This window comes from Bradyrhizobium sp. CCBAU 51765, from assembly GCF_015291725.1.
GTDB classification, from domain to species: Bacteria; Pseudomonadota; Alphaproteobacteria; order Rhizobiales; family Xanthobacteraceae; genus Bradyrhizobium; species Bradyrhizobium liaoningense.
On the sequence record NZ_CP030038.1, the window covers coordinates 2,359,162 to 2,377,207 of the forward strand.

Below are 18,046 nucleotides of genomic sequence, written 5' to 3' on the forward strand. Positions count from 1 at the left end.
GATGGCACGCCTTTCGATCGAAGAAGTCTCGGTTGATTTCGGTGGCATCCACGCGCTACGCGACGTCACCTTTGAGCTGGAATCGGGCTCAATCGTCGGCCTAATCGGGCCGAACGGCGCCGGCAAAAGCACGCTTCTGAATTGCGTTTCCGGGATCACACGGCCGAGCCGGGGCCGGGTGCGGCTCGATGAAAAGGTGCTCTCGGAATTGCCGCCGGCCAGCGTCGCCGGCTGCGGCATCGGCCGCGTATTCCAGCATCCGGAGCTGGTCGCCGATCTCTCGGTGCAGGAAAATCTGCTGATCGCCTGCCACCGTTCGCTCGGCTATGGCCTCGTCAGCGAGCTTCTGAAGCTGCCAAACATGTGGAAGGCCGAGCGCGACGCGGCGCGGCGAGTCGAGGAGGTGCTTGGTCGCCTCGGACTGTCCGATAGCGCGGAGCTCACGATCCGCAATCTGCCCTACGGTCACCGCAAGCTGGTCGATCTCGGCCGCGCGCTGTTGATGGATATCCGGTTCCTGTTGCTGGATGAGCCGATCGCCGGCCTGAACGACGCCGAGGTCGCCAAGCTCCGCGATCTTCTGCTCCGCCTGCGGGAGGAACTCGGTCTCGGTATTCTCGTCGTCGAGCACAACATGCCGTTCGTCTCGCGTCTTTGCGACCGTCTTGTCGTGCTCGATTTGGGCCGGCTGATAGCCAACGGCGCGCCGGCCGATGTGCTCAGCGCCCCCAAGGTGATGGCCTCCTATCTCGGCGAGGACGCCTGATGCTAGAAATTACCAATCTCAACGTCCGATACGGCGCGGTCGAAGCGTTGCGCGACGTCTCGATCAAGGTGAGCTCGGGCAGCCTCGTCGCGATCCTTGGCGCCAACGGTGCGGGTAAGTCGACCTTGCTGCGGGCGATCAGCGGAATCGTCGGCGCGTCTTCGGGCAGCATTGCTCTGCTCGGCAACGCCATCGATGGCTTGAGCCCGGAGGAGATCGTGCGTCGTGGCGTAGCGCATGTGCCCGAAGGCCGCGGCATCTTTCCGGACCTGACAGTGAAGGAAAACCTCATGATCGGCGCGTACGCGCGCCGGGGGCGGGATCTCACCGGCGACTACGGCAAGGTGATGCAGATGTTCCCCCCGATAGCGCGGCGCGAGCGGCAGTTCGGCTACACGCTGTCCGGCGGGGAGCAACAGATGCTGGCGATCGGCCGCGCGCTAATGGCCTCGCCGCAGGTGCTGTTGGCCGACGAATTGAGCCTCGGGCTTGCGCCAATCATCGTCAAGCAGGTCTTCGCCAAGCTCGACGAGGTGCGCAGGGCCGGCATCACGGTGCTCGTCGTCGAGCAGAATGCACGGCTCGCGATGAAATTCGCTGACTATCTCTATGTGCTCAAGTACGGCCGCGTGGTGATGGAAGGACCGCGGGACGAGTTCGAACGATCGACCGAGTTGGTCGACGCTTACCTTGGTATTTGACGATGCATGATTATCCTCTCAAGCAGCGCACCATTGGACGACTATTGGCTGACAAGGCGGCACGCATCGGCGGCCGCACCTGGCTGATTCATGGCGATGAGAGGTATAGCTACGCCGAGGCACACGATATCTCCAATCGCTACGCCAACGGATTTGCTGAGCTTGGCGTCCGCAAGGGAGATCACGTCGCGATCATGATGCCCAACTGTCCGGAGTTCATCTGGACAATTTGGGGACTCGGCAAGCTTGGCGCGGTATCGGTGCCGCTCAACACCGCGGCGAGGGGCGACCTCCTGCACTACTTCGTCACGCAATCGGATTCGTCCATGGTCGTGGTGGCGAGCGAATGGGCCGATCGCATGGCCGAAGCCCTGGCGGTCGAGAACGATATTCGGACGTTTGTTACCCATGGTGGGGCCGGGGCGAAGCTCGCGAGCCTGGGCAAGCCGCTGGTCGATATCAAGGTGCTGGCGAACTCTTCCCCCGTCGAGCCGGATCCCGAATTGGTGCAGGCGAGCGACCCGCAATACATCATGTACACCTCCGGCACCACTGGCCCGTCGAAGGGGGTGATCAGCCCGCATTCACAAGCACATGGCGTAGGCCGCTCGCTGGCAGGGAATTACGGCTATCGCAGCGATGACGTAATCTTTACCTGCCTGCCGCTCTTTCACGGCAACGCACTCTGGTACTCCTGCTACGCGGCTTTCTGGGCCGATTGCACGCTGGCGATCTCGCCGCGTTTCTCGGCGAGCACTTTCTGGGACGAGATCAGGGCGACAGGCGCCACCCAGTTCAATTCGCTCGGTGCCATGACCAATATTCTGCTGCGCGCTCCGCCGTCGCCGCGGGATCGCGATCATCGCGTGCGCCAGGCCATGATCGTGCCGCTGTCACGGGAATCCTATCGGGATGTTTCCGATCGCTTTGGCGTTCAGGTGACCTCGCTTTATGCGATGACCGAAACCTTCGCCGTGACGATGTTCTGCCCCGATGATCCCGAAGCCAAAGGCGCCTCGGCTGGCCGGCCGCGCGGCCTCGCCGAGATCCTGATCGTCAACGATGAGGACGATCCGCTGCCGACGGGCGAGGTCGGCGAGATCTGCGTGCGCCCCTGCGAGCAGGGGATCGTCATGTCGGGCTATTACAAGATGCCGGAGGCGACGGTGCGCGATATGCGCAATCTCTGGCTTCACACCGGCGACCGTGGCCGGCTCGACGACGACGGCTACCTGTATTTTGTCGACCGCAAGAAGGAGGCCATCCGCCGCCGTGGCGAGAACATCTCGGCATACGAGGTGGAGATGCTCGTGGCGAAGCACCCCGCCGTGTTGGAGGTCGCTGCCGTGCCGGTGACCTCGGAACTGAGCGAGGACGAGGTGATGATCTATGTCGTTCGTCGCGACAACGCGAAGGTCAGCGAGGAGGAGCTGGTGCGCTTTGCCAACCACAACATGGCGCATTTCATGGTGCCGCGCTTCGTGCATTTCATTGACGCCTTGCCCAAGACTGCGAGTGAGAAGATCGAAAAATACAAGCTGAAGACTTGGGCCGAGCAGAACCGTGCATTCCTGTGGGATCGCGAGGCTGTTGGCCTCAAGCTCGAGCGCTGAGCGTTCTATCAACAAAAACATGAATGGGAGAGGAAGCATGATCTGGAAAGTATTGGGAAGGAGCCTGGCGTGCGCGGCGGCTGTCGCGATGATGGCCTTGCCTGCCAGTGCGCAGGAACTGGTCAAGGTCGGCATGAGCGGTCCGTTCTCGGGCGGCCTGTCGCTGCTCGGGCAAAGCGTTCGCGACGGCGTCGAAGTCGCGTTCGGCGAAGTCAACGACGCGGGCGGGGTGAACGGGCGCAAGCTCCAGTTCATCGCCGAGGACGACGGCTACGAGCCGATGCGCACCATCGCTTCCGCGCGAAAGCTGGTCGAGCAGGACAAGGTGGTCGCGTTGCTCGCCGTGACCGGCACCGCGCCGTCGGCGGCGCTGCTGCCATTCGTCATGGAAAGCAAGACGCCGTTGCTGTTTCCGTATGCCTTTGCCCACGCGCTGACTACGCCGCTCAACCGTGATGTCTTCACGACGCTGCCGGAGGTGCGGGTGCAGATGATGGTCCTCGCCAACTATATCCTCAAGGAGCTGAAGCAGACCAAGGTCGCCGCGATCTACCAGAACGACGATTTCGGCCAAGATGCCGTTGCCGGTCTCGAGGAGCGGTTCAAGAGCGCGAATGTCCCGCTCACGAAACTGCCTTTCGACCGCGGCACCACCAACTTCTCCGGTGTCGTTGCCCAGGCGAAGGGGGCGGGTGTCGAACATGTCGTCTTCCTCGGCATTCCAAAGGATGCGGCGCTGGTGATGCGCGAAGCCAACAACCTCGGCTGGAAGCCGCAGTTCAGTGGTCACAACGCGCTCGGCGATCCCCAGACCTTCCAGCTCGCCGGCCCACTGGCCGAAGGCGCGATCGCGATCGCGGTGATGGAGCCACTCGATTCCGACAAGCCTGCGGTCAAGGCGTTCCTGGCGGCGCAGCAGAAATACAAGCCCAACAGCAAACCGACCACATACAGCATGCACGGTTACCAGTCCGGCAAGCTGTTCGCCGAAATTCTCAAGCGAACCGGCGGCAAGACGGACGAAGCCTCGATTGTCTCGGCGCTGGAGGGGATGAAGAACTTCGATACCGGCCTGATGGCGCCGCTCTCGTTTGCTTCTGACCAGCATGCTGGCGCGCTTTCGGGCGCGATCATGAAGGCGGAGGGCGGCAAGTGGAAGATCATCTCGGGCTGGCTGTCGGCGAACTGAGGCACTGATCCGATGCTTGCCGTCATTGCCGAGCGTACCGGCCCACCCGACGTCTTGCGCGTCGCCGAAATAGTCGCGCGCGAGCCCGGTCCGGGTGAGATCAGGATCGCAGTCGCCGCCTGCGGCGTCTGCTTCCATGATGTCGTGGTACGTAACGGTACCTATCGGCGCGGCGTCGCCATGCCGGTCATCCTCGGGCACGAGGTGGCCGGGACGGTCGAGAAGCTCGGTCAGGGCGTTGGCGGATTGCAGTGCGGCGATCTCGTCGCCACCACGACCTATAGCCACGTCTGCGGCTGTTGCAGGCATTGCCGCGGCGGGCACGAGACGTCGTGCCCCGACCGCGTCTTTCTCGGTGATGCCGGGCTCAATGGGGGCTACGCCGAAATGGTCTGCGTAGATGCGGATGCTGTGCAGATAATCCCTCCGGCCGTTTCCATGGAGGAAGCATCGATCGTCGCTTGCACGATCGGGACTGAGCTCAATGCCGTCCGGGAGGTTGGCCGGGTGCAGACCGGGGACTGCGTCTTGGTGACCGGTGCCGGCGGCGGACTTGGCCTGCACGGTGTGCAGCTCAGCCGTCTGGCCGGTGCCTTCACGATCGCGGTGACGACAAGCAAGGCCAAGGCCGCTCGTATCCGCGAAGCCGGTGCGGATGAAGTGATCGTGGTCGAGAGGGGTAGTGAGTTTTCTGCCGAGGTCCGCCGGCTGACCAATGGCCGGGGCGTCGACGTCGCGATCGACAATGTCGGCAGCCCAGTGTTCAAAACCGTGCGGCGTAGCATGGCGGACGATGGGCGTATGGTAGTGGTCGGACAGGTGACCGGCGATTTCATCACGATCAATCCTGCGCAACTCTTCCTGCGCAACGTCTCGATCCTAAGTGCCAAGGGTGTCTCGCGCAGCCAGCTTGCCGATGCGCTCGAGCTTGTTGCAAGGCGGCGGATCAGGCCGGTTGTGGAGCAGGTCCGCCATCTGCATGATGCCGCGGCAGCGCATCGGGTCGTCGAGGCCGGGCTTTCGAGCGGACGGATCGTCTTGTCGCCGATGAAACAGAGAGGTGGTTCTTGATGTCAGCCGACAAAGCCGAGTTCATCGGCAAGGCCGTCACGTTGTCCTGGCCCGAGCCCGATATCGCGCTCGCGACAATGACCCGCGAGCGCGAGATGAACACGCTCAGCCTCGAACTGCTCGAGGAGCTCGACGCAGCGCTGACCGCGAGCGTTGCCGGCGGCGCGCGGGCGCTTATCATCACCGGGCAAGGCCGGGCGTTCTGCGCTGGCGCACATTTGCGCTATTTCACCAGCGAAGACGCGCGGATCGGAAGCAGCAGCTTCGCGCTACGCGATCGGTATTTGCAGCCGATCGCGACGCTGTTCGACCGGATCGAGACGGTGCCGATGCCAGTCATCGCGGCGATAAACGGCTTCGCGCTGGGGGGCGGCTGCGAGATGTCCTTGGCCTGCGATTTCCGGCTCATGGCCAACGATACCAAGATTGGCGTGCCGGAGGTGCGGATCGGAGCGCTCGCAGGCGCCGGCGGCGTACAGAAGCTTCATCGTCTGGTCGGACGCGGCAAGGCCATGGAATGGGTGCTGCTGGGCAGTCACATCACTGCACAGGACGCGCTGATGCATGGTCTTCTGACCAGTGTGCACCCTCAAGATGAACTTCTGCCTGCAGCAATGGATTTGGCTCGTCGCTTTCGGCTTCTTGGCGCACGCGCTGTCGCGCAATCAAAGATGGCCGTACGCATGTGTGGAGATACCGATCTGGCATCCGCCAGGAACATCGGCTTGGAGACGCTGGCGATGTTGATCGGAGGTGCGGAATGGCAGGAAGGAATGAGTGCTTTCATCGAGAAGCGCCCCCCGAATTTCCCTCCTTTGCGAGGGTGATTTGCGTGGTTCTAACTGGATTGTTGTCTGCGACAATCCGGTATGACTTCCGCAGCCCTCAGCAAGTCTGCTCGGTGGCATGAGCCAAATCCGGATTGCGGTCGCCCCGCGAAAGACAAGCCGTCTGCGTCGACCGCCTCTGCGGACTTGGGTCGCGAGAGCAATAGGCGCCCGAAGTGGGCAATAAGTCCCTAGGGACAGTGTTGCGACCCCTTGGGATGATAGGCCGTGCAATTGTGCGACGAATGCCCGTTTTCGGTCGGATAAGCCCAGTGGGCGACCAGTAAGTCATTGATTGTTCTCAATCCAGGGCTGACTCTTAATCAGCGGGTCCCAGGTTCGAGCCCTGGTGCGCCCACCAAATCAGCACCTTAGCGGGCAAACCCGTTTGAGCGTCTGATTTTTCAAACGGTCTTTTTTAAACCACGGCCAACAGCGCCGACAATGAGAGTCATCGCGCGACACCAACTCGCCGCAACGCTTGGGCTCCCATTTGCATTTGCGGCGCACTTTGCGGCTGGAGAGCTGTTCAACGCCCTGAACATATACCGCTCCCGGTTTCAGCCGTCGTAATTTCTGCAAGCGCCGTACGCCATGGTAGGTGTCAATGTCTTTGCGGCGGATACCGATGCGGAGGCGCAGCATCTATTCACATCGTTGCAGCAGTTCATCAGCTTAAGGCGGAGCTCACCGGGACCGCTGCCGCCGCCGGTCGATGATATGGATTGGCGCAGCTCGCCCACAGAGCGGTCGATGGTCAAGGAGTCGCTGGTTTATTCGACCGTGGGCAGCCCCGCACCGTGGAAAGCGGACTGGTCCGGATCATCGCCGAGACCCGGGCGGATGAGCTCATTTTGACGGCCCAGATCTACGACCATAAGGCCCGACTGCGCTCGTTTGAAATTGCCGCTGAACTCCGTCCCAAGGCCGCTGCGCTTGCCGCCAGCGTCACCTGAAACTCGTGCAACTAGTCGAGCAGATGCAGGTTCCGCTTTCCTCGCGGGGCTGATCAACGCGACCCTTCATTCCGACAAAGGAAGTATCCATTGAATGGTCAATGCAAGTCAGATGGTTCAGTTGTCGGAATGGGCGTTGATTTTCCTGCCAAATCATCGGCCTCTTCATCAGCGGGTCCCAGGTTCGAGCCCTGGTGCGTCCACCGAATAAACTAAACACTTAGCGGTTTGATCAAACGGCAAAACGAGCGCCGTTTACACTCCCTTTTCAGTTTTATTCTTGCTTCGAGCTTGGGTCCGGTGACTAACTGACGAAAGCTTATCAGTCGGGGCCGGATAGCTCGCGACTAGGTAGCTGTTCAAACTCACAAATCAGGGGAAGCACCTGGGTTTCGTGGTGTTGCAGGATCTGGCTTCGATCCGCGGTTGTCGAGACAGAGCAGGGGTCCCTACAGCTGTCATCAGCGTAGCCAGTGCAGGTCTGAGCATTGATCTAGGCGAGCTTCTTACTGCCCCAAGCGGCGCGTCAAAATAGTGGAAACCGGGATCGAGGCCGCGAAGATCGGCGGATTTTTTCGCGGGAAGTCGTGAGAAGCTTTCAGGCAATCGGGCTCCATAGTGCGAATGCGCGATGCAGCTTACATCGTCCAGTCAAGGCGCCTTCAGCAGACCGAGCCCTACCAGGCTTTCGGCTGCCGCGAGGATCGCTTCCTCTCTTGAGCGTGGGGCCCAACCGAGCAACTGTCTCGCTTTTTCGGCCGTTGCATTCATGTTCACCCCGAGGTGGGGTACGATCTGTCTCATCGCGGGGTTCCCGATCGCAATCAGACGTATGAACCAGTTGGGTAGAACCCGCGTCGAGACCTTGCTGGCGGCCGCTCCCATGCATTGCCGTAGCACCTTCGCAATTTCGGCTAACCACATGCTCTCGCCCGCGGCCGCGAGAAAACGTTCACCGCGGGCGGCGCTGCTGGTCATTGCGCGCAAGTGCAGATCAGCGACGTCCCGGACGTCGACCACGCAGGTATTGACCTTCGGGCATCCCGGCTGGCCATCCATCATGTTCTTGATCAGCCGGATGGAGTGTGAGTAGTCGGAGCCGAGTGCGGGCCCGAGAACCGTAGTCGGGTTGACAGCCGACAGTTCGAGCCCGCCGCCCTCGCGGGCCACGAAATCCCACGCGGCTCGTTCGGCCAGGGTTTTCGATCGCTGGTACGGCGCCACGTCGCCGCTCAAGTCGCTCCAATCCAGCTCGTTGAATGGCCGCTTCAACGGTCTGTGTCCGACGCCGATTGCGCCAAAGGCGGAGGTCAGGACGACGCGCTTCACGCCAGCATCCCTTGCTGCGCGCAAGACCCTGAGATTGCCTTCGACAGCGGGCTTGACCCAATCCTCCTCACGAACCTGGTTTCCCGATGGTGTTGGCGAAGCCCCATGCTGCACGTAGGTACAACCGTCGGCTGCCTCCGTCCAACCGCGGTCGGCGGTAAGGTCAACGGCGACAAACGAGAGGCGATCTTCGGCGTCGACACCGCCAACCTTGAGATTCGAACGAACTTCCGCTTCCCGCGCCAACGATCGAACCGTGGTCCGAACGAGATAGCCGGCATCCAGCAGCGCCAGAATGCAATGCTGCGCGATGAATCCGGTCCCTCCGGTGACAAGCACCATCTCCTCACTCATATCGTTCTCCTGATAGTCGCCTAGCGGGCTTCGTCATCAACGGCTTGGGATACCCGCTCTTCCGGATCGTTCGGGCGCCTGGGCCTGATCGGCTCGGTCCGCTGGCTGGATGAACAATGAGATCGCGCCGCCGGATTGTGAATGCTTGAAAGTCCGCATTACTTGCGTAATAGTTCGAAAATGTCCGACGATCCTTTCTCAGACATCCTCAGGTTCACACGGGCTGAAACGTTGGTGACCGGCGGCTTCACGGCCGGAGGTCCATGGGCCATCCGCTTTCCGGTGCCGAAAACCATCAAGTTTTTCGCAGTCGTCAAGGGCGGCTGCTGGGTCAGCATCGATGGCGAGTCGCATCCCATTCGATTTGAAACCGGCGATGTCGGACTCTTGGCGGCGCCTCGTTCCTTCATGCTGGCTGGCAATATGGATGTGGCGCCGACGGATGCCATGGATCTGTTCTCCGGCGCCGGCGGGACGATGGCCCGGCTCGGCGATGGCAGCGACTTTGCCCAGATCGGCGGTCACGTGCTGCTTGATCCGGTGAGCGGCAGGTTGTTGGCGGATGTGTTGCCGCCGTGGATTCACATACAGGCGGCATCACCCCAGGCGATAAACTTCCGCTGGCTGCTCGAGCGCCTGGTCGAGGAGCGAGCCTCAGCTTTGCCCGGCGCGAAGCTTGCCGTGGCGCAGCTGGCTCAGCTCCTCTTCATTCAGATCATTCGTGCCCACCTGAAGACCGGAACCCATATGCCAGCCGGCTGGTTGCGGGCCCTGGGGGACGCGCGTCTCGCGCCAGCGTTACGTCTGATGCATGGCGAGCCGGCCCGCGCCTGGCGCTTGGAAGAGCTGGCAAGCGCTTGTGCCATGTCCCGGACCACATTCGCTTTTCACTTCAGAACAGTCGCTGGAATTGCGCCGCTGACCTATCTCACTGAATGGCGCATGCATCTTGCCGAACGTGCCTTGCGGGAGGAGGCGACCCCGGTCGCAATCATCGCTCGGTCGCTCGGGTATGCGTCGGAAAGCGCCTTCAGTAATGCCTTCAAGCGCGTGACCGGCAAATCGCCCAGAGCGTGCCGGACTGCGGGCGGAGTCTCCAATTCGCATGTTGCGAAGCGCGGGAGTGAAGGCCCTCAGGCGAGCGCGGGGCTGAGCTAGCTAGCTTGCCTGGAAACTAAGCCTCAACCGTGAATCGCTCTCAGCGGCTGGCGTCACCGACGGCCCCGTCGAGCATGCAGCCTGCGCTAGGCGGCCACTGACCTCATCCGCGGGATGTCAATCCCATTTGGTTAAGCACCGCGGCGCCGTCCAAGGCGCTCTTGCTCCTGCAAAACGGCGGCCAAATTCACCGCATCCGAAGCCGCAATCTGAAGGCTTGATTTGGTCCAATCATTGGAGTAATAGACGGGGATGAACTTCACCACGGTCAAGTCAGCCCGATTGTTCGAGGAAGTCTCTCGGCAGATCGGCGAGCAAATTCAGTCAGGACGGTTCTCGCCCGGCGCGAAACTGCCGAACGAGAGGGATCTCGCGTCGACCTTCGCGGTCAGTCGCCATGTCGTGCGGGAGGCTTTGCGTTCTCTGGAATCACTTGGCCAGGTTGAACTGCGCAAAGGTGCTGCAGGAGGCGCCTTTGTTGTAACCAGCGGTCCGCAGCCGCTCACCAAAATCATGCGAGGCATGGTGGCCGTCGGGGGCATCGATCTCGCCCAACTCACCGAAGCCCGGCTGGCGATCGAATCGGCAGTGATCAAGGCCGCTCTCGGGAGGGCCGACGAAGCGGGTTTTGCAGCGCTCGATGCGAATATCGACGAGGCCGAACGTCAAACGCTGGCTGGAAACCTCGCGCTGAAGACGCAGACCAACGTCCAGTTCCATATCCTGGTCGCGGAGCTTACGGGCAATCCCATCCTCATCATGATGATGAAGTCATTGATGAGCATCCTCAGCGACTTTATCGCCGAATTTGGCTCCGTGATGGGTGTCGATGTTATCCGGTCGCGCAGGCGCTTCATGAAGCATATGCGTGGCGGCGATGCGGAACGCGCGGTGAGCGAGATGGAGCGCCACCTGAAGATACTGCATCAACACTATCTCGATGCCGCGAAAAAGGCGCAGGGAAGAAGAGGAAAGCTCGATGGCTGACGCGGAAACGTTGCGATCCATGGTCGATCAGACGCGGCGCTTCGTCCGCGAGGAGCTCATTGCCGCAGAGGAATGGGTCGAAGAACACGACGAAATTCCCGATCATATCGTCGCGCGTCTCAAACAATTCGGTTATTTCGGAATGACAATTCCCGAGCCGTATGGCGGGCTTGGTCTGTCGATGTACGAGGAGGTCGCCGTCGTCTGCGAGATTGGCTATGCCTCGCCTGTATTCCGCTCCTATTTCGGCACCAGTAACGGTGTCGGTACGCTCGGTATCATCATCGATGGTACGGAGGAGCAGCGGGGAAAATATCTCCCGCGTATAGCAGCGGGCGACCTTGTGGCCTCCTTCTGCCTCACTGAGCCCGACGCGGGATCGGATGCAGCTTCGCTGACGACGCGCGCTGTGAGAGATGGCGACAGCTATATCATCAACGGCACGAAGCGATTCACAACCAATTCGCCTCATGCGGGCATCTTCACGGTGTTCGCGCGTACCGGCTCGAAGGAGCAGCGGGCGTCGGGCATTTCCGCATTCCTCGTCGAGCGAGACACGCCCGGCATCACCATCGGGCCGCGCAACAAGAAGATGGGCTTTCGCGGAGCGCACACCGCCGATGTCATCTTCGAGGACTGCCGCGTTCCGGCGACCGCTCTTCTGGGCGGCCGCGAAGGCGTTGGCTTCAAGACGGCCATGAAGTCTCTGGATCATGCGCGCCTTCACATGTCCGCCGTTGCGACGGGCATGAGCGAGCGCATCATAGATGAGGGGGTGCGCTACGCCTCGCAACGCGTCCAGTTCGGGAGCGCGATCGCGCAGTTCCAGCTGATCCAGGGCATGCTCGCCGACTGCCAGGCGGAGGCGCTGGCATCACGAGCGATGGTGGAACGTGTCGCGCACCTGCGCGACGAGGGGAGGGCGGTCACCAAGGAAACAGCCTGCTGCAAATACTTTACGACAGAAGCGCTCGGCCGGATTGCCGATCGCGTGATGCAGATCCACGGTGGGTACGGATACATCAAGGAATACCCGATCGAACGGCTCTACCGCGACGCACGCCTGTTGCGCATCTACGAAGGAACCAGCCAAATCCAGCAACTCGTTATCGCGCGTGAGATGCTGAGAGAGCGCGCGGCCTAGAATGGGCGGTCCGCTCCAAGGCATTCGGGTTCTCGACCTGACAACGGTCGTAATGGGGCCTTATGCCTGTCAGTTGATGGGCGACTACGGCGCCGACGTCATCAAGGTCGAGTCGCCCGATGGCGATGTGATGCGGCTCTCCGGTCCCATGAAGAACCCTGGTATGGGCCACCTCTTCATGTCTACAAACCGCAGCAAGCGGTCCATCGTCGTCGACCTGAAGACGAAGGAAGGACGCGAGCTGCTGCTTCGCTTGGCCGAGCGAGCGGACGTTCTCCTCTACAATATCCGACCGCAGGCGATGGCGAGGCTGGGACTGGGGTACGAGGACCTTCGCGCAGTCAATCCGCGGCTGGTCTATGTGGGAGCATTTGGCTTCAGTCAGCGCGGTCCCTATGGCGCGCGCCCCGCTTATGATGATCTGATCCAAGGAATGTCCGGCATCCCATGGCTGTCGCTGAAGGCGGGATCGTCCGAGCCGCGCTATGCGCCGGTGATCCTCGCCGATCGAATTGTCGGCCTGCAGGTTGCTTTTGCCGCAGTGGCCGCTCTGCGCCATCGCGACCTCAGCGGCGAAGGGCAGCGTGTCGACGTGCCGATGTTCGAGAGCCTTCTGACGATCGTGCTCGGAGAACATCTTGCCGGTGCAATGTTCGAGCCCCCAGTCGGTGGGGTCGGTTATCAGCGGAGCCTGGCGCACAACCGTCGTCCGCACCGGACGCGAGACGGGTATATCTGCACGCTCGTTTACACAGACAAGCACTGGCGGAGTTTTTTCGCGGCAATCGGGCAGCCGGATATTTTCGAGAACGACAAGCGGTTTTCCTCGCAAAGCGAGAGGCTCGCTCACATCGACGAAGTCTACGGGTATCTGGCCGGCGTGCTGGCAACACGTACGACGGCGGAATGGATCGACATTTTTACCGAAGCTGACATTCCCGTGGCCCGCATGAACTCTTTGGAGGATGTCTTGAGCGACGAGCACCTGCTCGCCATCAACTATTTCCGAACGATCGAGCATCCATCGGAAGGACCGGTCAGGGATATCGCGATTCCGACGGAGTGGTCTGTCTCGTCCCCGGAGGTCTCTCGACACGCGCCGGCATTGGGCGAGCACACGGTCGAAGTCCTGAGGGAGGTCGGGTTGGACACCGAAGTCATCGCCGAGTTGCTTGAGAAGAAAATCATCAGAGCCGCAAAGGCTCGTGCTTCCGGGAAGGAACCTCATGGCTAGACGGATTGCTCTTGCTACCACCGTGCTTTCAGCACTCGCGTGCCTTGCCGCTTTGAGCGATGCCTTGTCCGCGCAGGACGCGAATGGCCCCGTCAAGCTCGCGGTGCTTGACGATATGAGCGGTCCCTACGCGGAAAATTCGGGACAGGGCAACGTGCTGGCCGTCCGAATGGCGATCCAGGATTTTGGTGGTTCGCTTCTCGGCAAACCTATCGAAATGACGTCGGCCGACCTGCAGAATAAGGCCGACATCGGCATGAATATCGCGCGAAAATGGTTCGATGTCGAAGGCGTCGATGCGATAATTGGCATGGGCAGCTCTGCGGCGGCACTCGCGGTCCAAAAGCTTGCCGCCGAGAAGACCAAGATCACTCTCGCGACGACCCCCGCGACCGCTGAACTCACTGGAAAGGCCTGCTCGCCGACCGGCGTTCACTGGGTCTACGATACCTACGCGCTCGGCAAAGGTGCGGCGGCCGCAGTGGTCGCCCAGGGCGGAAAGAGCTGGTATTTCATCACGGCCGATTACGCCTTCGGACAAGCGCTCGAGGCAAGCGCTGCGAGTTTCGTCAAGGCGCTGGGTGGTACGGTGCTTGGTGCGGTCAGGCATCCGCTCAATACGTCCGACTTCAGTTCGTTCTTGCTGCAAGCCCAGAGTTCGCATGCCCAGATCATCGGTTTAGCCAATGCCGGCAACGATACAATTACGGCTCTGAAACAAGGCGCCGAGTTCGGCATTCAGCAAAACGGCCAGAAGATCGTCGGCCTTTTGATGCAGGTGACCGAGATTCACTCGCTGGGGCTCAAGGCCTCGAAGGACCTTCAATTTGTGGAGGCCTTTTACTGGGACCAGAACGACGAAACGCGGGAGTTTTCGAAGCGCTTCTGGAAAGAGTACGGGCAACCGCCGACCCAGGTGCAGGCTGGTACGTACAGCGCCGCCATGCATTACCTGAAGTCTGTGAAGGCGGCAGGCACGAAGGATGCAAAGGCCGTCATGGCGAAGATGAAAGAGCTGCCGATCAACGATTTCATGACGAAGGATGGAGCTATTCGTGATGATGGGCGCGTGATCAGGAACATGTACCTTCTTGCGACCAAAGATCCTTCCGAGTCTAAGGGCGAGTGGGATCTTATGAAAGTCGTTACAACAATACCCGGCAAGGACGCGTTCCGGCCGTTGGCAGATAGCGAGTGCCCTTTGGTTCAGCGAAAGCAATAGCTCGATAGCTGTCGCGCGCTCCGCGTCGTCCCATACAACAGAACCTGATGGCGCCATACTGATGCTAGAGCGGTTCACGAATTTATTGAATCGGAAGGGATTCCGGATCTGGGGCGAATATGATTCAAGATGCTGGCTGGGCTGGAGGCCAGCATCCGATGGTGCGACCAATTTCCAACGATTTGCGCAAGCGCGCGGTATCCGCTGTTGCCAAAGGTGAGAGCTGCCGATCTGTGGCGGAACGGTTTGGCGTTGCGGTCTCGTCAGTTGTGAAGTGGTCACAGCGTTATCGAGCGACCGGTTCGGTAGCGCCTGGCAAGATGGGGGGTCACCGCAAGCCTGTGCTTGATCCGCATCGCGCCTTCATCGTCGAACGGATCACTCAGACGCCGCATCTGACGCTGCATGGCCTGAAGGCGGAACTGGCAGCCCGTGGGGTCAAGGTTTCACACAACGCGGTCTGGCTGTTCCTACGCCGGGAAGGGCTGCGGTTCAAAAAAAACATTGTTCGCCCTCGAACAGGCTCGCGCCGACGTCTCTCGTAGGCGCCAGCGTTGGCGATCCTGGCAGGCCGGACTTGATCCGGGTCGGCTCGTCTTCATCGATGAGACCTGGATCAAGACCAACATGGCCCCTTTGCGAGGCTGGGGCCCCAAAGGGGCACGCCTGCGTGGCTTCGCCCCGCACGGGCATTGGCGTACCCTCACATTCCTCGGCGCACTCCGCCATGACCAACTCACAGCACCCTGCGTCTTCGACGGCCCCATCAACGGCGAATGCTTCCGCGCTTATGTGAAGCACCTTCTCCTGCCAACCCTGCGCGAGGGGGACATCGTCATTCTCGACAATCTCGGAAGCCACAAGTCGAAAGCCATCAGGCAGATGATCAAGGCTGCCGGCGCCAGGCTCTGGTACCTGCCGCCATACTCGCCCGACCTCAACCCGATCGAACAGGCCTTCTCCAAGATCAAACATTGGATGCGGCAAGCTCAGAAGCGCACCATCGAGGATACCTGGCGCCATATCGGTCACCTCGTCCAGGACATCCAGCCTCGCGAATGCGCCAACTACTTCGCAAGCGCCGGTTATGCTTCAATCAAAATGTGAAACGCTCTAGCGGCGGAGCCGCCGCGCCGTCTTCGTGGCTGCTTGAACTGCAGCCGGAGAGGCGAGGGATCTTATCAGAGATGACTTGACACTGGCGACATGGTCTCGCATCAGCATCTCGGCGCGCCAGGGCTCGCGCCCGACGATCGCCTCGAAGATGCGATGGTGATCCTCGTGCCGGCGACGAACGTCGCCTTCTTCAAACGCGACGACATTGCGTGGCGACGAAACCGGCACCTGCTGACACAAATAGACCATGTCGTTGAGGAGTCGCGAGCCGGCGGAGGCATGGATCGTGACGTGGAAATACGCATTGATCCGGCTGTACTCGGATCGATGCTCGTCGGTGATCTGCCCATTGCGAAGCAAATCGTCGCCGTCCCGTAGCGCCTGTTGTAAGGTCCCTATCTCGCTGACGTTCAGCCCACGCTCGGCGCTGAGTCGTGCCGCAAGGCCCTCCAGTACGGCTCGCACTTCATAGGCGCTGATCACTTCGTCGATTGAGAATTCCCGCAGCGTATAGCCGCGGTTGGGCGTGTAATCGAGCAGTCCCTCCGATGCGAGCTTCTGAAGCGCCGCGCGGACGGGGGTGCGCGAGACGCCCAGCAGCGTCGTCAGCTTGACTTCGTGCAGGCGTTCGCCCGGTTCGAATTCGCCGGCAAGGATGGCAGCGCGAACCGCCTCGAGCACGGATTCGAACCGGGTGGAGGATGACGTTTCTGGGGCTGGCAGGGCGGCCATACGAAAAGGGTCCGAAACTTATTTGTACACAATCTAGCGAAACGTCGGTGCCGTTCAAGCGGCGTCTGTCGTTACGCGCGAAGGTGGTCTTGCGCATATTGGCGTATTTTTGAGCCGGATTGAATATGGATTGACCGTGCTCCGCACAAAATCCAAGCATGAAAATGTATACATTATCTTTGACTCGTCGTCAGAATGTATTGCAGACTGGTGCAGGTGAGTTTGTCTCCTGCCCAACAATCCGGATGCCAAGGAAGCGGCACATGAATCTCGGCGTCGACCAACCCAAGGCTGCGATCATCGCGATTGATTTGCACCGCGGTCATCTGGATATGGACGTCGCGACCATGCCGACATCGCCGGAGGTTGCGCAGCGGGTGATCGCGGCCAACAAGCGCCTGTTCGATTGGGCGCGTAGCGCCAAGATCCCGGTCATCCATCTGCTGACGCAGTATCGCGATGTCGTTGAAATCGCCTCCAATCCGTTCTGGCGGACGCGCGCTGAGGATCCTAAGGCGACGCGCAAGAATGTGCTGCGGCACAATATCGGCGGGATGCCGGGTGTTGCGATCATCCCTGACCTCTATGACAGCGAACGGGACCTCGTTGTCGACACGAAGAAGCGCTACGATTGCTTCCTCGGCACCGATCTCGATTTCACGCTGCGCGCGCACGGCGTCAATACGCTGCTGATCACGGGCGTCAATACCAACTCCTGCGTGCTCGCGACGACGACTGCGGCCAATGTGCGCGACTATGCCGTAATCGTTGTGAAGGATTGCGTCGAGACCATGGACGGTCCAGCGCTGCATGAGGCGGGCCTGCTTTGCATCCGCACCGCGTTTGGTTTCGTGCTCGACGCCGGTGAAATCCAGCAACTCAGCCTCTTCGGCCCGGTCGCCAGAAGCGCCGCTTAGGAAATCCGCGATGACGTCGTCTGCGTATGCTCCGGATCTTCCAGTTCCCGTCGTCGCGGCGGCTTCACTGCCAATCGCAGGGTCGTCGCAGCGCTTTCCGGTGCGCCGGATCTATTGCGTCGGCCGGAATTATGTCGAGCATATCCGGGAAATGAAGGAAGGCGACGAGCGCGACCCGCCTTTCTTCTTCCAGAAGCCGGCGGATGCACTCGTTGAAGACGGGGCGGTCGTGCCCTATCCGGCCGATACGGACGATTTTCAGTTCGAGATCGAGCTCGTGGTTGCGCTCGGCGCCGGCGGCTGCAAACTGTCGCGCAGCAGCGCGCTGGAAAGCGTTTTTGGTTACGCGGTGGGCATCGACCTCACGCGCCGCGACCGGCAGCGCGAGATGCGCGCGAAGATGCTGCCATGGGAACGGGGGAAATCGTTCGACGCGTCAGCCCCCTGCGGCGCCATTCATCGCGTTGCTGAAGTGGCGCATCCCGCGCGGGGTGCCATTACGCTCGACGTCAACGGGCGCGAACGGCAGCGCGGCGATCTTTCGCAGATGATCTGGAACGTGCCAGAGATCATCGCCAACCTGTCGTCGTCCTATCGCCTCGCGCCTGGTGACCTCGTGATGACGGGAACCCCAGCGGGTGTCGGGCCTCTATTGCCCGGCGATCGGGTCACCGGAGCGGTCGAGGGCGTCGGCAGAATTGCCATCACCATTGGAGCGCGCGAGACGTGA

17 protein-coding genes and 1 tRNA gene are annotated in these 18,046 nt (G+C 61.0%); 16 read left to right on the forward strand and 2 right to left on the reverse strand.

Annotation, left to right across the window (positions count from 1 at the left end; genetic code table 11):
- Window position 1: 1 nt before the first annotated feature.
- From XH96_RS11140 to XH96_RS39810, 8 genes are all read left to right on the forward strand, one after another.
- On the forward strand, window positions 2-766 hold the full coding sequence (locus XH96_RS11140) for an ABC transporter ATP-binding protein (RefSeq protein WP_194392531.1): 765 nt from the start codon (window positions 2-4) through the stop codon (window positions 764-766).
- Window positions 767-813: 47 nt separating this feature from the next.
- On the forward strand, window positions 814-1,467 hold the full coding sequence (locus XH96_RS11145; protein WP_246790046.1) for an ABC transporter ATP-binding protein: 654 nt from the start codon (window positions 814-816) through the stop codon (window positions 1,465-1,467).
- A 2-nt stretch (window positions 1,468-1,469) separates the two neighbouring features.
- Window positions 1,470-3,080: an ATP-dependent acyl-CoA ligase gene (locus XH96_RS11150; RefSeq protein ID WP_194392533.1), complete on the forward strand. Its 1,611-nt coding sequence runs from the start codon at window positions 1,470-1,472 to the stop codon at window positions 3,078-3,080.
- 37 nt (window positions 3,081-3,117) lie between these two features.
- Window positions 3,118-4,269, forward strand: coding sequence for an ABC transporter substrate-binding protein (locus tag XH96_RS11155; RefSeq protein ID WP_194392534.1), 1,152 nt, complete (start codon window positions 3,118-3,120; stop codon window positions 4,267-4,269).
- Between the two features lie 54 nt (window positions 4,270-4,323).
- Window positions 4,324-5,340, forward strand: a complete 1,017-nt coding sequence (locus XH96_RS11160) for an alcohol dehydrogenase catalytic domain-containing protein (protein WP_194392535.1) — start codon at window positions 4,324-4,326, stop codon at window positions 5,338-5,340.
- The gene (locus XH96_RS11165; RefSeq protein WP_194392536.1) at window positions 5,340-6,167 is read left to right on the forward strand and encodes an enoyl-CoA hydratase/isomerase family protein; all 828 of its coding nucleotides are present in this window, start codon (window positions 5,340-5,342) and stop codon (window positions 6,165-6,167) included. Before XH96_RS11160 ends, XH96_RS11165 begins: the two co-directional genes overlap by 1 nt.
- Before the next feature lie 257 nt (window positions 6,168-6,424).
- A tRNA-Ser gene (locus XH96_RS11170) sits at window positions 6,425-6,528 on the forward strand.
- Window positions 6,529-6,892: 364 nt separating this feature from the next.
- Window positions 6,893-7,123: a hypothetical protein gene (locus XH96_RS39810; RefSeq protein WP_194392537.1), complete on the forward strand. Its 231-nt coding sequence runs from the start codon at window positions 6,893-6,895 to the stop codon at window positions 7,121-7,123.
- 651 nt (window positions 7,124-7,774) lie between these two features.
- On the opposite strand, the gene XH96_RS11180 is transcribed toward XH96_RS39810, so the two are convergent.
- Complete coding sequence (locus tag XH96_RS11180; RefSeq protein ID WP_194392538.1) at window positions 7,775-8,806, reverse strand: aldehyde reductase; 1,032 nt, start codon at window positions 8,804-8,806, stop codon at window positions 7,775-7,777.
- A 180-nt stretch (window positions 8,807-8,986) separates the two neighbouring features.
- On the opposite strand from XH96_RS11180, the gene XH96_RS11185 reads away from it, so the two are divergent.
- From XH96_RS11185 to XH96_RS11210, 6 genes are all read left to right on the forward strand, one after another.
- A complete protein-coding gene (locus XH96_RS11185; protein WP_194394101.1) occupies window positions 8,987-9,964 on the forward strand; it encodes an AraC family transcriptional regulator in 978 nt (325 codons plus the stop codon).
- A 252-nt stretch (window positions 9,965-10,216) separates the two neighbouring features.
- On the forward strand, window positions 10,217-10,951 hold the full coding sequence (locus tag XH96_RS11190) for a FadR/GntR family transcriptional regulator (protein ID WP_194392539.1): 735 nt from the start codon (window positions 10,217-10,219) through the stop codon (window positions 10,949-10,951).
- Entirely contained in the window at window positions 10,944-12,095 is a 1,152-nt protein-coding gene (locus XH96_RS11195; RefSeq protein ID WP_194392540.1) for an acyl-CoA dehydrogenase family protein, read from the forward strand. The genes XH96_RS11190 and XH96_RS11195 overlap by 8 nt, the downstream gene beginning before the upstream one ends.
- Before the next feature lies 1 nt (window position 12,096).
- A complete protein-coding gene (locus tag XH96_RS11200; RefSeq protein ID WP_194392541.1) occupies window positions 12,097-13,329 on the forward strand; it encodes a CaiB/BaiF CoA-transferase family protein in 1,233 nt (410 codons plus the stop codon).
- Entirely contained in the window at window positions 13,322-14,551 is a 1,230-nt protein-coding gene (locus XH96_RS11205; protein WP_194392542.1) for an ABC transporter substrate-binding protein, read from the forward strand. The genes XH96_RS11200 and XH96_RS11205 overlap by 8 nt, the downstream gene beginning before the upstream one ends.
- Window positions 14,552-14,709: 158 nt before the next feature.
- A protein-coding gene (locus XH96_RS11210; protein ID WP_194394098.1) for an IS630 family transposase occupies window positions 14,710-15,658 on the forward strand; the annotation gives its coding sequence in 2 pieces (ribosomal slippage) (window positions 14,710-15,045 and window positions 15,047-15,658; 948 coding nt in all).
- Between the two features lie 6 nt (window positions 15,659-15,664).
- On the opposite strand, the gene XH96_RS11215 is transcribed toward XH96_RS11210, so the two are convergent.
- Window positions 15,665-16,399 carry a GntR family transcriptional regulator gene (locus tag XH96_RS11215; protein ID WP_194392543.1) on the reverse strand — a complete coding sequence of 245 codons (735 nt, stop codon included), beginning with the start codon at window positions 16,397-16,399 and terminating at the stop codon, window positions 15,665-15,667.
- Window positions 16,400-16,557: 158 nt separating this feature from the next.
- Between XH96_RS11215 and XH96_RS11220 the strand changes: the two genes are divergently transcribed.
- Together XH96_RS11220 and XH96_RS11225 are read left to right on the forward strand one after the other, a co-directional pair.
- The gene (locus XH96_RS11220) at window positions 16,558-17,316 is read left to right on the forward strand and encodes a cysteine hydrolase family protein (protein ID WP_194392544.1); all 759 of its coding nucleotides are present in this window, start codon (window positions 16,558-16,560) and stop codon (window positions 17,314-17,316) included.
- A 10-nt stretch (window positions 17,317-17,326) separates the two neighbouring features.
- Window positions 17,327-18,046, forward strand: a complete 720-nt coding sequence (locus XH96_RS11225; RefSeq protein ID WP_194394102.1) for a fumarylacetoacetate hydrolase family protein — start codon at window positions 17,327-17,329, stop codon at window positions 18,044-18,046.